Source organism: Ectorhizobium quercum (genome assembly GCF_026552795.1).
Lineage (GTDB): Bacteria > Pseudomonadota > Alphaproteobacteria > Rhizobiales > Rhizobiaceae > Ectorhizobium > Ectorhizobium quercum.
Map to the genome: position 1 here is coordinate 61542 of NZ_JANFPI010000006.1, position 13936 is coordinate 75477.

The following is a 13936-nucleotide window of genomic DNA, read 5'->3' on the forward strand; positions in this document are numbered from 1 at the left end:
ACATTCACCGATAGCCTCAGCCGGTGTATTGCGTAAGGACAGTTTCGTATGGTTTCGCGTTTCGTATTCTGTCTGGCATTCCTGCCGGCTGCCGCGCTTGCGCCCTTCGCCCAGGCGGGCGACGGGATTTTGCAGATCGTCATATCGAAGACGGACCAGTCGCTCGCGGTCTATCGCGACGGCGCGGAAATCGCCAGTTCGAAAGTGTCGACCGGCAAGGCCGGCCACGCCACGCCGACTGGCATCTTCTCCATCCTGGAAAAGCGCAAATACCACGAATCCAACCTCTATTCGAATGCGCCGATGCCCTTCATGCAGAGGCTCACCTGGTCCGGCATTGCCCTGCATGAGGGCCATGTCCCCGCCTACCCCGCCTCTCACGGCTGCATCCGGCTGCCCGGCCCCTTCGCCCGCTCGCTCTATGGAATGACGCAGCGCGGGGTGCATGTGATCGTCTCCGAGGCGCCGGTCGTCCCGGTCCGCATCGTCCATGAGAGCCTTTTCCAGCCGAGAGGGGACGATGCCGACCGCCTGCTGCTGACCGACACGCCCCTGCGCCCCGCCCGCTCGCTTGCCGGCGACCGGCCCGTCGAGGTGGCCATGAACGAGGCGAGCGCCCTGCCGGCGGACGGAGCCTCGGCAAAACCGCAGGCGGACATGCCGCCGCTGCGCATTCTCGTCACGCGCCGCGGCGACCGCGAGCGCATTCTCGACATGCAGACCCTGCTGAACCGGCTGGGCTTCGATGCCGGAACGCCGGACGGCATCGCCGGGCGCGCGACTGTCGGCGCCATCACCGCATTCCGCATCGCTCACGATCTTCCCGAAAGCAAGGCCGTGCTCGATCCGGCCTTTCTCGCCGCTCTCTACGAGGCCGCCGGCACGGCGGAACCGCCGGCCGGGCATCTTCTCGTCCGACGCGATTTCAAGCCCCTTTTCGAAGCGCCGATCGGAATTCGCGATCCCGAAAGGGAACTCGGCACGCATTTCCTTGTGGCCACCGATGTTGATCCGGCCCTCGGGCATACAGAATGGACGGCGATGTCCCTCGAAAACCGTCTTGCCGATGCCACGGCCAAACGGCTCGGCATCACCGAAAGGCTAGGCCGACACGAAGCCGGCTCCGCCTCCGATGCGCTGTCCCGGCTCGACATTCCGCCGGATGTGCGCGAACGCATAGAGCGGCTTCTCGGCGCGGGCTCGTCGATCACCGTCACCGACAACGGAATATCCACCGAGACCGGCCAGGGGACCGACTTCATCACCCTGACCAGAGCCGCTCCTCCCGAAAAGAAGAGCTAGAGCATTTCCGGCGAAAACGGGATCACCTTCAATGCTCTATCTATTTATTTTTTATGCAATTCCGAACACAAACCGGCTCTCGCTTTCGCTGGAATCGCTCGAACATCCCTCGCTCCGACAAAACGATTCAAGAAGCGACCGCAAGGCATTGAAACGGAATCGTTAAAGCCGGGGGCGGACCCGCCGGAAAACCATCCGGTCAGGCAGCCTTCGCAAAGGATTGCCGGCTTTCGGGCATCGCAGCCTCGCCTGCCCCGCCGCCGGACGATGCCCGGCGGCCTTGTCGAATCCCGAGTCCTTGCAGATCGTTACGGGGAAAACCCGAACCGGAGCCTCAGCGGTTTATAGCGCCACGTCTCTTGTGCGGCGCGTCACACCAGTTCCACCTCGAGGACCCCGGGAGACGCGCGCAGCGCCGCTGCGATCTCCGGCGATATGCGGTACTTTCCGGGCAGGCCGACTTCGATCTCGCAACGGCCCTCGTCCTTGATCAGGATGAAGGACACGGCGCCATCCCCCTTGGTTCCGAGATGCTTCTCCACCGCCTTCAACGGGCTGCTGTCGCGGGCATAGATGCGCAGTTCCTTCTGCATCTGCACGGATTTCTCTTCAAGCGACTGGGCCGTCTGGATGCGCAGGCCGATACCCTCGGGCCTCTCATCCGCCGCGACGGTGATCACCAGCGACTGACCGGGCTCCAGAAGGTCGCGGTACTGGTTGAGGGCCTCGGAAAACAGCACCGCCTCATATTGCCCGGAGGAGTCCGAGAAGGTGACGATGCCCATCTTGTTGCCGGTGCGGGTCTTGCGCTCCTGCTTCGACGTCACCGTGCCGGCAAGACGTCCCGCCGTCGCGCCGTGCTTCACGGCGCCCGAGAAGTCGGCGAACGTCTGCACACGCATCTTCGAGAGAATAGCGCGATAGGAATCGAGCGGATGGGCGGACAGGTAGAAGCCAAGCACCGCGAACTCGCGCATCAGCTTTTCCGAGGGCAGCCAGGGCGTGAATGCCGGCAGAATGATCTTCTCGGGGCCGGAACTGCCCCCGCCCATGCCGAACATGTCCGACTGGCCGCTGACGCGGTTTTCCTGCGCCCGCTGCGCGAAGCCGAGGATACGGTCGAGACCGCCGACCAGTTCCGCGCGATCGCGCCCGAAGCAATCGAAGGCGCCCGCACAGATCATGCTTTCCAGCACGCGCCTGTTCACCTGCTTCGGATCGATCCGCAGGCAGAAATCCTCGATGCTTTCGAAAGGATGGTCGCCGCGCACCGACACGATGTGATCGACCGCAGATTCACCGACACCCTTCACCGCGGCAAGCGCGTAATAGATGCGGTTGTCACCGGGTTCGAAATGCCGGAACGAGGTCTGCACGGAGGGCGGGACGATCTCGATGCCGAGGCGCATCGCATCCTGCCGGAAATCGTTCACCTTTTCGGTGTTCGCCATATCGAGCGTCATCGACGCGGCGAGGAACTCGACCGGATAATGGGCCTTCAGATAGGCCGTCTGATAGGACACGATGGCGTAGGCCGCCGCGTGCGACTTGTTGAAGCCGTAATTCGCGAACTTGGCCAGCAGATCGAAGATCACATCCGCCTGGTTCTTGGAGACGCCGTTCTTCACCGCCCCGTCGACGAAGCGGGCGCGCTGCTTGTCCATCTCCTCCTTGATCTTCTTGCCCATCGCGCGGCGAAGAAGGTCGGCTTCGCCGAGCGAATAGCCGGACAGGACCTGGGCGATCTGCATCACCTGCTCCTGATAGACGATCACGCCCTGCGTTTCCTTGAGCAGGTAGTCGATCTTCGGATGGATCGACTCGATTTCCTCCTCGCCGTGCTTGCGCGCGTTATAGACCGGGATGTTCTCCATCGGGCCGGGGCGGTAAAGCGCGACGAGCGCGATGATATCCTCGATGCAGTCCGGGCGCATGCCGATGAGCGCCTTGCGCATGCCGGCACTTTCAACCTGGAAGACGCCGACGGTCTCACCGCGCGACAGCATCTCGTAGGTCTTCTTGTCATCCAGCGGAATGGCCGAGAGATTGATGTCCACGCCCTTGCGCGCGATGAAATCGACCGCGGTCTTGAGCACGGTCAGCGTCTTGAGGCCCAGGAAGTCGAACTTCACCAGACCGGCCTGCTCGACCCATTTCATGTTGAACTGGGTCACGGGCATGTCCGAGCGCGGATCGCGATACATCGGCACGAGCCGGGACAGGGGCCGGTCGCCGATCACGATACCCGCGGCATGCGTCGACGCGTGACGATAAAGACCCTCGATCTTCTGGGCGATATCGAGCAGGCGGGCGACGACGGGCTCCTTGCCGGCCTCCTCCTGAAGGCGCGGCTCTTCCTCGATGGCCTTGGAGAGCGGGGTCGGATTGGCCGGATTGTTCGGAACGAGCTTGCAGATCTTGTCCACCTGCCCATACGGCATTTCGAGCACGCGGCCGACGTCGCGCAATGCGGCGCGCGCCTGCAACGAACCGAAGGTGATGATCTGCGCCACCTGCTCGCGGCCATATTTCTGCTGGACGTAGCGGATGACCTCTTCGCGCCGGTCCTGGCAGAAGTCGATGTCGAAGTCCGGCATCGACACACGCTCGGGATTGAGAAAGCGCTCGAACAGCAGCGAAAAACGAAGCGGATCGACATCGGTGATCGTCAGGGCATAGGCAACGAGCGAACCTGCACCCGACCCACGCCCCGGGCCGACCGGAATGTCATGGAGCTTGGCCCACTTGATGAAGTCGGCAACGATCAGGAAGTAGCCGGGGAACTTCATGCGCTCGATGATCGACAGTTCGAACGCGAGCCGCTCGCGGTAATCCTTTTCCTCGTACCCATCCGCAAGCCCGAGCGTCCGGATACGCTCCTCCAGCCCTTCCCAGGCCTGACGATTGAGTTCGGCGGTTTCCGCGCGCTCGGCCTCTTCCGCATCCTGCGTCGCACCGGTGAAGCGCGGCAGGATGGGCTGGCGGGTCTTGAGGATGAAGGAGCAGCGCCGCGCGATCTCCACCGAATTTTCCAGCGCCTCGGGAAGATCGGCAAACAGCTCGGCCATTTCCTTGCGGCTCTTCAAGTAATGATCCGGCGTCAGGCGAAACCGGCTGTCGTCGGAGACCATCGCATTGTGCGCCACCGCCATCAGCGCGTCATGGGCCTCGTAGTCGCCTTTCGACGGGAAAAAGGCCTCATTGGTCGCGACCAGCGGAAGATCGTGTTCGTAGGCGAGCGCCACCATCTTCGCCTCATGGCGGCGGTCGTAACGGCCGTGGCGCTGCAACTCCACATAAAGCCCGTCGCCGAAAACCGCCTTGAGGAACAGCAGACGGCTTTCTGCCAGCGGGGCATGGCCTTCCTTGAACGCCAGATCCACCGGGCCGCTCAACGCGCCCGTCAGCGCTATGAGCCCTTCGTTGTTGCCCTCCCGCAGCCACGAGGCGCTGATCTTGACGGCGCTGTTGCCTTCCCCGTCGAGATAGGCGCGGCTGACGAGTTCGACCAGCCGATCGTATCCCGCGGCGGTCGCGGCAAGCAGAACGATCGCGGGCGGCTTGGAAAGCCCCTGCCCGCCCTGGCGGCGGTCCGCAGGCTCATCCTCCATATCGACGGAGATCTGGCATCCGATGATCGGCTGCAATCCCTCGCCGATGGCTTTCTGCGAAAATTCCAGTGCGACGAAGAGATTGTTCGTGTCGGTAATGGCAATGGCCGGCTGATTGTCGCCAACCGCCTTGCTCAGCACCTTCTTGAGCGGCAACGCCCCCTCAAGCAGCGAATAGGCCGAATGGAGCCTGAGATGCACGAAGCCCGGCGTCGCTTCCTTTTCGAGAGCCTTTGTGTCGCCTGCACCCGCCATAGGAACCTCCATCCGAAAGCCGGCCGGCACAATGCCGCCGCATCTGTCTTTCAGCCCTCCCGAACACGTCCGCAAGAGATGCGGAACACCTTCGGGAATCGGTCCCCAGTTTTCTCCCTTGGGAGGCGCGAGTCCAGTCTGCGGAGACGAAAGGCCTCAGAACGAAAGGGCGATGACGGAAACGCTGGCGATGAAGGTGAGAATCGAGGCGAATGCGGCAACGTCACGAAGAAGGTCTGTCATATCGGTCTCCTGTTCTCTTATGTTTTTATTTTGTTCTCATTATGTTTCGTTGTCAACAGGATTTTTTCGCACGAGAACGCCGCCCGCGCTCCCCGATGAAGGAGAACGAAGCAGGCGACAGGGCGGTCGTGAAATGTCAGAAGTCGGCGATCTTGCCGTCGACGATCGTCACACGGCGGTCCATGCGCGCGGCAAGGTCGTGATTGTGCGTGGCGATCATGGCCGCGAGCCCGGACTGGCGCACCAGCGCCTCCAGGGCATCGAACACGTAATGGGCCGTCTGCGGATCGAGGTTTCCGGTCGGCTCGTCGGCAAAAAGCACGAGCGGGGCATTGGCCACCGCGCGGGCGATGGCGACGCGCTGCTGCTCGCCGCCGGAAAGCTCGGCCGGGCGGTGTTCCGCCCGATGCCCGACCCGCATGTAGTCGAGAAGCTGGGCGGCCCGCTCACGCGCCTCGCCATTGGGGAGGCCGGCGATGAGCTGGGGCATCATCACATTCTCGAGCGCCGAGAATTCGGGCAGCAGGTGATGGAACTGATAGACGAAGCCGATATCGTTGCGGCGCATGGCCGTGCGGCGGTCGTCGGACAGATGCCCGCAGGCCGCGCCGTTCAGATAGACCTCGCCGCCATCGGGATGTTCGAGAAGGCCGGCGATGTGGAGCAGCGTGGACTTGCCCGTTCCCGAGGGGGCGACCAGCGCGACGATTTCGCCGCTCGACAGGGTAAAGTCGGCCTTTTCGAGAATGGAAAGCCTGGCTTCACCCTCACCGTAATGGCGGTCGATACCGGACAGTTTCAGCACTGGAGCGGAAGTCATTGAACGTTCTGGTCCTATTCGTAACGCAGGGCCTGAACCGGATCGAGGCGGGACGCGCGCCATGCCGGAAAGATGGTGGCGAGGAAGGAAAGGGCAAGCGCCATGAGGATGACCGACACGGTCTCGCTGACATTCATTTCAGCCGGCAACTGGCTCAGGAAATAAAGCTCGGGATCGAAAATCACCGTGCCGGAAAGCCAGCTGAAGAACTGGCGGATGCTCTCGACATTGAGGCAGACGATCACGCCCAGCAGGAAGCCCGCGAAGGTGCCAACCGTGCCGATCGCAGCACCCGTCATGAAGAAGATGCGCATGACGGCGCCGGACGTCGCGCCCATCGTCCGCAGGATGGCGATGTCGCTGCCCTTATCCTTCACCAGCATGATCAGCCCGGAAATGATGTTGAGCGCGGCGACGAGCACGATCAGCGTCAGAATCATGAACATGACGTTGCGCTCCACCTGAAGGGCGGAAAAGAAGGTCTGGTTGCGCTGGCGCCAGTCCGTGAGATAGATCTGCCGGCCGGCGGCCTGCTCGATGGCCTCGCGCGCCTCGTCCACCTGGTCGGGATGGCCGAGGAAGATCTCGAGCTGCTGGACGATCCCTTCGGCATTGAAATAAAGCTGCGCTTCCTCCAGCGGCATGAAGATGATGCCGGAATCGTATTCGGACATACCGACTTCGAAGACGCCGGAAATCCGGTAGCTCTTGATGCGCGGATTGGTGCCGAGCGGCGTCACGTCGCCTTCGGGCGCCAGCAGCGACATCTGGTCGCCCGCCGTAACGCCGAGCGCGTTCGCCATGCGGGTGCCGATCAGGATGCCGTCGCCCGCGGCATAGCCGAGAAGATCGCCGGCCTTGATGTTGTTCGCCACCTCGCTCAGCTGGAGAAGATCGTCGGCACGCACGCCGCGCACGATGGCGCCCGTCCCTGCCCCGATCCTGCCGGATGCGAAAACCTGCCCCTCGACCATCGGCAGGGCCATCGTCACGCCGGGAACGGCGGCGATCCTGCGGGCGAGTTCGGGGTAGTCGCTCAGCGGCGAGTCGATCGGCTGGAGGATGATATGCCCGTTGATGCCGAGGATACGGGAGATCAGCTCGGTGCGGAAACCGTTCATCACCGCCATGACGATGATGAGCGTCGCCACGCCCAGCATGATGCCGGCGAAGGAGAAACCGGCGATGACCGAGATGAACGCCTCCTTGCGGCGCGCCCTCAGATAACGCCAGGCCACCATTCGCTCGAAAGCGGAAAAAGGCCGCGCGGGCCGCACCTTCTCCGCATTCGCCGCAACAGCGCCCGCATCCTCCCCTGCCGTCATGCCTTCACACCTCTCCTCAGCCAGCGAGCTTGTTGATCGCGGCCTCGACGGGCAGCGTCACGCGTTCGCCGGTCCGCCGGTTCTTCAATTCCACGTCGCCGGCAGCCACCGCGCGCGGGCCGGCGATGACCTGCCACGGAACGCCGATCAGGTCCGCGGTTGCGAACTTCGCGCCGGCACGCTCGTCCGTGTCGTCGTAAAGCACGTCCTTGCCGGCGTTCGAAAGCGCTTCGTAGATTTTCTCGCTAGCCGCATCGCAGGCCGCATCACCGACCTTCATGTTGATGACGTCCACATCGAAGGGCGCCACCGAATCCGGCCAGATGATTCCGCTTTCGTCATGAGAGGCTTCGATGATGGCCGGAACAAGGCGGGACGGACCGATGCCATAGGAACCCATATGCACCTCATGTTCCTTGCCGTCCGGCCCCTGAACCCTCGCCCCCATCGGCGCGGAATACTTGGTGCCGAAGTAGAAGATGTGCCCCACCTCAATGCCGCGGGCCGACAGGCGCTCGCCCTCCGCGATCGCGCCGAAAGCAGCCTCGTCGTGCATTTCCGACGTCGCGGCATAGAGCGAGGTCCATTTGTCGAAAACAGCTTGCAGGCCTTCCACGCTGTCGAAGTCGGTATCGGCGGCGGGAATGTCGAAATTCACGAAATCGCGATGGCAGAACACCTCGGACTCACCGGTCTCCGCCAGAATGATGAATTCGTGGCTGTGGTTGCCGCCGATCGGGCCGGTGTCCGCGCGCATCGGAATGGCGCGCAGGCCGAGCCTGTCGAAGGTGCGCAGATAGGCCGTGAACATCCTGTTGTAGGAATGGATCGCGTCGTCCTTCGTCAGATCGAAGGAATAGGCGTCCTTCATCAGGAACTCGCGCGAACGCATCGTGCCGAAGCGCGGGCGGCGCTCGTCGCGGAACTTCCACTGGATGTGGTAGAGATTGAGCGGCAGGTCCTTGTAGGACTTGACGTAGGAACGGAAGATATCCGTCACCATCTCCTCATTGGTCGGGCCGTAGAGCATGGCGCGCTTGTTGCGGTCGGTGATGCGCAGCATCTCCTCGCCGTAATCGTTGTAACGGCCGCTCTCGATCCACAGATCGGCGGACTGGATGGTCGGCATGAGGATTTCCTGCGCGCCGGCACGGTTCTGCTCCTCGCGCACGATGGCGCAGACCTTGTCCAGCACGCGCTTGCCCAGCGGCAGCCAGGAATAGATGCCCTGCGACTGCTGGCGGATCATGCCGGCGCGCAGCATCAGCCGGTGGGAAACGATTTCCGCTTCCTTGGGGGTTTCCTTGAGAATGGGCAGGAAGAAACGAGACAGTCGCATGGGAGTTTCCGGTTGGTTGCCGCCGCCGCTGCCTTACGGCAGGAATCGGACTTGAAATTGGCTTATGTGGAAGCGTTCATAAACGTTTCAGGCAGAGAAAGAAACCCGAACCGGAGGGCCCGCCCATGTTGCCCACATCGGCATGGGCGACAATTCGAATCCGGTGCGGCAGATTTCATGCACAAAAAATATGCACATCATATTTTAGCCCTGTTTCGCCGCAGACGCAAAAGCGCGGCTAAAACGGGAAATCCCTGCGGACCTGCCGCAAAAACGAGCCACAATGTTGCGACATTTTTGTCAATATGAATTTTTTGTTCGAGTGTAGCATTTTTGCAAAAATTTAAGGTGACAAGGCCGAAGGAGTGCGCTAGCTTCAGCTTACAAAAAAGGCAGAGAGCTTAAATTTTCTGCCAATATTCGCGGTCAAGTCTTGGGAGGATCAGATCTTAGGCGCGCTCGTTCGCTGCCCCGGCAACGGTAAAGGATCACGCGATAATTGAGAACAAGGCCATCGCGGCCTTGTTTTTTTTTGCTTTTACGGCGCGATGCGCGCCTCTTCGATACAGGCGTTGCGTAACAGACAGATGACGATCCGCGAAAAAAGCCGCACCCGGCAATGCCGGATGCGGCCTCGTTGTCCATCGAGCGCGGCTGGCAATCGCGGCTGGCGGTCTCAGACCTGCTCGAGTTCGATCAGCGTGCCGAAGAAATCCTTGGGATGCAGGAACAGCACCGGCTTGCCATGCGCGCCGGTCTTCGGTTCGCCCTCGCCGAGGATGCGGGCCCCGCCCTTCTTCAGTTCGTCGCGCGCCGCCAGGATATCGTCGACCTCGTAGCAGATGTGGTGCATGCCACCGCCCGGGCTCTTGGCCAGAAAGGCGGCAATCGGCGAATTCTCGCCAAGCGGCTCCAGAAGCTCGATCTTGGTGTTGGGAAGCTCGACGAAAACCACGGTCACACCATGTTCGGGCAGCGCCTGTGGCTCCGATACCCTGGCGCCCAGCGTCTTTTCGTAGGCGGCGGTGGCGGCGGCAAGATCCGGCACGGCCAGTGCCACATGGTTCACGCGTCCAAGCATGGGACCTCCTTCAGACTCCCGTTTCGGTAGCATTACCTATACCGCCCCGGCAGGCTGTGTCTTCTCAGACTTTGGTCACGAAAACGGCGACGACCGGCTTCTTGCCCCAGGCATTGTTGACCGTCGACCGCACGGCGCGGCGCACCGCCTCGCGCAGCGTTTCGAGATCCTTGCGGCGCGCCCGGGGAATGCTTTCGATGGCGCCGAGCACGCAGTCGTAGACCGTGTCCTCCATGTCCTCGCCTTCCTCGTCATAAGCCGGCAGGCCGTTGAGGATCACGATCGGGTCGTCGCGGAAATCGTAGCGATCGTCGAGCACGACATTGACCGCCACATGGCCGACGAAGGAGAGCTTGCGGCGCTCGCCGATCCCCATCTCGTCGAAATCGCCGATCAGCTTGCCGTCGCGGAAAATGCGGCCATGTGGAGCCTCGTCGATCACCTCGGCCGGACCGGGGGCCAGGCGCAGGACATCGCCGTTTCGCACCCGCGGTATTTCGGCGATGCCGGCGCTCAGGCCCAGTTCCTTCTGCGCCGTCAGATGCGCCGCCTCGCCGTGGACCGGGATGAGGATTTGCGGGCGCACCCATTCATACATCTTCACCAGTTCGTTGCGCCGGGGATGGCCGGACACATGCACGAGCGCGTCATTGTCGGTCACGACGACGACGCCCTGCTCGATCAGGCCGTTCTTGATGTCGATGATGGCCTTTTCGTTGCCCGGAATGGCACGGGATGAGAACACCACCGTATCGCCCGCCGAAAGCGCCACGTTGCGCATCTCGTCACGCGCAAGTTTCGCAAGGGCCGCCCGCGGCTCGCCCTGGCTGCCGGTCAGGATTACCACCACCTTGTCGCGCGGAATATAGCCGTACTCGTCTTCGGCGATGAAGGGCTTCAGCCCGTCCATCATGCCCAGGTCCGATGCGACGGCCACGACGCGCTTCAGCGACGAACCGAGCAGCAGCACTTCACGGCCGGCGGCCTCCGCCGCCTCGGCGATGGAGCGGATACGGCCGACATTCGACGAAAAGGTGGTGACGGCGACACGGCCCTCCGCCTTCTCGATCACCTCGCGAATTCCCTCGGACACTTTCCGTTCGGTGGGTGAAAACCCGTCCCGCTGGGCATTGGTGCTGTCGCACAGCAGCGCCAGCACGCCTTCGTCGCCCACCTCACGGAAACGCTTCTCGTCGGTCAGCGGCCCCAGCGTCGGCTCGGCGTCGATTTTCCAGTCGCCGGTATGCACCACGTTGCCGAGCGGCGTGCGGATCACCAGCGACATGGGCTCGGGAATCGAATGGTTCACGGCAACAGCCTCGATCTCGAAGGGCCCGATGGTGATCCTGTCGCCGGCGGCGAAGGGCGTCACCGGGATTTCCGCCCGCGCGCCTTCATAGTCCCGCTTCGCCTCGAGCAGTCCCGCAGTGAAGGCGCTGGCATAGACCGGCACGTTCAGCCCCGGCCACAGGTCGTTGAGACCGCCATAGTGATCCTCGTGGGCGTGGGTGATGATGATGCCCTTGAGGTTCTTGCGCTCCTGGGCCAGAAAACGGATATCCGGCAGGACCAGATCGACGCCCGGCAGGTCCGGCCCCGCGAAGGAGACACCGCAATCGACCATGATCCACTGGCGCTTGCCCGGCGTCCCGTAACCGTAGAGCGCGAGATTCATGCCGATCTCGCCGACGCCGCCGAGCGGCAGGAACACCAGTTCTTCTTGTTTCGCCATCGTGCTTACATTTCCAATCATCCAAAAAAGACGTCACCGGCCGAAATCGTCTCGCGACCGCCGTCTTCCAATTCCATTTGCAGAAGGCCCTGATCGTCTATCCCCACGAACCGCCCGCGCAGGGACCGGTCGGACAGGTTGACCGTGATCGGCTCGCCGATGCCGCAGGCGACATCGCGCCACAGCGTCGTGATCTTCGCTATTCCTCTGCCGCTATCCCATATTTCTAGCACATGCGCCATCGCTTCAAACAGATGCGCAAAAAGTTCGTCGGGGAAAACGCTCGCCCCTTCATCGACAAGGCAGGTGACGGGGTAGAGCGGATTGTCCGGTTTGAAACGAACGTTGATGCCGATGCCGATCACGACGACATGGCGGCCATCCGGCAGAAACTCGCCTTCGATCAGGATGCCGCTCACCTTGCGTCGCCCGATCAGCAGATCGTTCGGCCACTTGACCTCGAGCGCCGGCGCATCGAGCGGCAGCACGCGGCCCGCTGCCCGATGCAGCGCCACCGCCACCGCCAGCGGCAGCGAGCCGAGCATGGCGAGCGGGGCCGGATCGATCAGCAGAAGGGACGCATAAAGATTGCCGCGTTCGGACACCCAGGTCCGGCCCCGGCGCGCGCGCCCGCCCGTCTGGCGGTTGGCGGTGATCCACAGGCCGCTCTCCTGCCCTGCCCGTGCCCGGGCAAGGCATTCCTCGTTGGTGGAGCCGACTTCGTCCAGGGCTTCATGACGAAAATCGGAGACCGATATCCGGCCCACCCCGTTCCCCCTGCTCAAAAGAAGGATTGCGCGGCGGCCTCGGCCGCGCTGCCGACCGGACCGCCGATCAGCAGGTAGCCGATCACGAACAGGCCGGAGACGCCGAAGACCAGGCGCAGTTCGGTCGAGGCGCGCTCGAACTCGCCCTTAGGCTCGTCGAACCACATGACCTTCACGATGCGCAGGTAGTAGTAGGCGCCGACGACCGAAGACAGGATGCCGATGATGGCCAGCGCATAGAGCTGGGCTTCGATCGCCGCCAAGAAGACGAAATACTTACCGAAGAACCCGGCCAGCGGCGGTATGCCGGCCAGCGAGAACATCAGGGCGGTGAGCATCACGGCCATGAAAGGGTTGGTCTGCGACAGGCCGGCCAGATCGTCTATCCCCTCGACGGACTCGCCGCTCTTGCGGCGCATGGCAATGATGCAGGCGAAGGTGCCGAGCGTCATCACCAGATAGATCGTCATATAGATGATGACGCCGGACACGCCGGCCTGCGTGCCGGACGATAGGCCGACGAGCGCATATCCCATGTGGCCGATGGAGGAATAGGCCATCAGCCGCTTGATGTTCTTCTGGCCGATGGCCGCGAAGGAACCGAGCAGCATCGAGGCGAGCGAGATGAAGACGACGATCTGCTGCCAGTCCGCCATGATCGGCTGGAAGGCATCGGAGACGGTGCGCACCAGGATGGCCATCGCACCGACCTTCGGCGCCGCCGCCAGGAAGGCCGTGACTGGGGTCGGCGCGCCTTCGTAGACGTCGGGCGTCCACATGTGGAACGGCACGGCGGAGATCTTGAAGCAGAGGCCGGTCAGCACGAAGACCAGACCGATGATCACGCCCAGCGAGCGGGTCTCGCCCGAAAGAACCGTGGCGATCTCGTCGAAGCCGGTATTGCCGGTGAAGCCATAGACCAGCGACATGCCATAGAGCAGCATGCCCGAGGAGAGCGCGCCGAGCACGAAATACTTCAGTCCCGCTTCCGTCGAGCGCAGGCTGTCGCGGTTGATGGCGGCGATGACGTAGAGCGCCAGCGATTGCAGTTCCAGCGACATATAGAGCGAAATCAGGTCGTTCGCCGAGATCATCAGCAGGATGCCGAGGGTCGCGAGCAGAAGCAGGACCGGATATTCGAAGCGGTCGAGGTGCTCCGAGCGGGCCTGTCCCACCGTCATGATCATGGCAACGATGGAACCGATCAGCGCCAGCACCTTCATGAAACGGGCGAAGGGATCGGCGAGATAGGCGCCGCCGAAGGCTTCACCCTCGGGCGCGGCGATCAGCAGCCACAGGCCGGAGGCGACGAGCAGCGCCACGGCAAGCCCCGTCACCGTCGGCGCGGACTTGTCGCCATTGAACACGCCGATCATCAGCAGAGCGAGCGCGCCGACGGCCAGGATCAGTTCAGGAACGGCAAGATGGAGGCTTGCGAGAAGAGTTTCAACGGTCATGATC

9 protein-coding genes are annotated in these 13936 nt (G+C 62.7%); 1 reads left to right on the forward strand and 8 read right to left on the reverse strand.

Features of this window, described 5'->3' with window-relative positions; all coding sequences use genetic code 11:
- The first annotated feature begins 48 nt into the window (after positions 1-48).
- Positions 49-1302, forward strand: a complete 1254-nt coding sequence (locus tag NOF55_RS17505; RefSeq protein ID WP_306412409.1) for a L,D-transpeptidase family protein — start codon at positions 49-51, stop codon at positions 1300-1302.
- A 371-nt stretch (positions 1303-1673) separates the two neighbouring features.
- Here the strand turns inward: NOF55_RS17505 and dnaE are convergent, their stop codons facing one another.
- The 8 genes from dnaE to nuoN form a co-directional block, all read right to left on the reverse strand.
- Positions 1674-5168, reverse strand: a complete 3495-nt coding sequence (gene dnaE / locus NOF55_RS17510; protein ID WP_306412410.1) for a DNA polymerase III subunit alpha — start codon at positions 5166-5168, stop codon at positions 1674-1676.
- Between the two features lie 379 nt (positions 5169-5547).
- Positions 5548-6231, reverse strand: a complete 684-nt coding sequence (locus NOF55_RS17515; RefSeq protein WP_306412411.1) for an ABC transporter ATP-binding protein — start codon at positions 6229-6231, stop codon at positions 5548-5550.
- 14 nt (positions 6232-6245) lie between these two features.
- Entirely contained in the window at positions 6246-7556 is a 1311-nt protein-coding gene (locus NOF55_RS17520) for a lipoprotein-releasing ABC transporter permease subunit (protein WP_306412412.1), read from the reverse strand.
- Between the two features lie 16 nt (positions 7557-7572).
- Positions 7573-8895, reverse strand: coding sequence for a proline--tRNA ligase (gene proS, locus NOF55_RS17525; RefSeq protein WP_306412413.1), 1323 nt, complete (start codon positions 8893-8895; stop codon positions 7573-7575).
- 676 nt (positions 8896-9571) lie between these two features.
- Complete coding sequence (mce, locus tag NOF55_RS17530) at positions 9572-9976, reverse strand: methylmalonyl-CoA epimerase (protein ID WP_306412414.1); 405 nt, start codon at positions 9974-9976, stop codon at positions 9572-9574.
- Between the two features lie 64 nt (positions 9977-10040).
- The gene (locus NOF55_RS17535; RefSeq protein WP_306412415.1) at positions 10041-11708 is read right to left on the reverse strand and encodes a ribonuclease J; all 1668 of its coding nucleotides are present in this window, start codon (positions 11706-11708) and stop codon (positions 10041-10043) included.
- Positions 11709-11725: 17 nt separating this feature from the next.
- Positions 11726-12475 carry a biotin--[acetyl-CoA-carboxylase] ligase gene (locus NOF55_RS17540; RefSeq protein WP_306412416.1) on the reverse strand — a complete coding sequence of 250 codons (750 nt, stop codon included), beginning with the start codon at positions 12473-12475 and terminating at the stop codon, positions 11726-11728.
- A gap of 14 nt (positions 12476-12489) precedes the next feature.
- On the reverse strand, positions 12490-13932 hold the full coding sequence (gene nuoN / locus NOF55_RS17545) for an NADH-quinone oxidoreductase subunit NuoN (protein ID WP_306412417.1): 1443 nt from the start codon (positions 13930-13932) through the stop codon (positions 12490-12492).
- Positions 13933-13936 lie beyond the last annotated feature (4 nt).

Bases quoted from the DNA above. Each gene is read 5' to 3' on its own strand.
- nuoN (WP_306412417.1), bottom strand. From the start codon at position 13,932: ATGACCGTTGAAACTCTTCTCGCAAGCCTCCATCTTGCCGTTCCTGAA.
- mce (WP_306412414.1), bottom strand. From the start codon at position 9,976: ATGCTTGGACGCGTGAACCATGTGGCACTGGCCGTGCCGGATCTTGCC.
- NOF55_RS17515 (WP_306412411.1), bottom strand. From the start codon at position 6,231: ATGACTTCCGCTCCAGTGCTGAAACTGTCCGGTATCGACCGCCATTAC.
- proS (WP_306412413.1), bottom strand. From the start codon at position 8,895: ATGCGACTGTCTCGTTTCTTCCTGCCCATTCTCAAGGAAACCCCCAAG.
- NOF55_RS17505 (WP_306412409.1), top strand. From the start codon at position 49: ATGGTTTCGCGTTTCGTATTCTGTCTGGCATTCCTGCCGGCTGCCGCG.
- NOF55_RS17535 (WP_306412415.1), bottom strand. From the start codon at position 11,708: ATGGCGAAACAAGAAGAACTGGTGTTCCTGCCGCTCGGCGGCGTCGGC.
- dnaE (WP_306412410.1), bottom strand. From the start codon at position 5,168: ATGGCGGGTGCAGGCGACACAAAGGCTCTCGAAAAGGAAGCGACGCCG.
- NOF55_RS17520 (WP_306412412.1), bottom strand. From the start codon at position 7,556: ATGACGGCAGGGGAGGATGCGGGCGCTGTTGCGGCGAATGCGGAGAAG.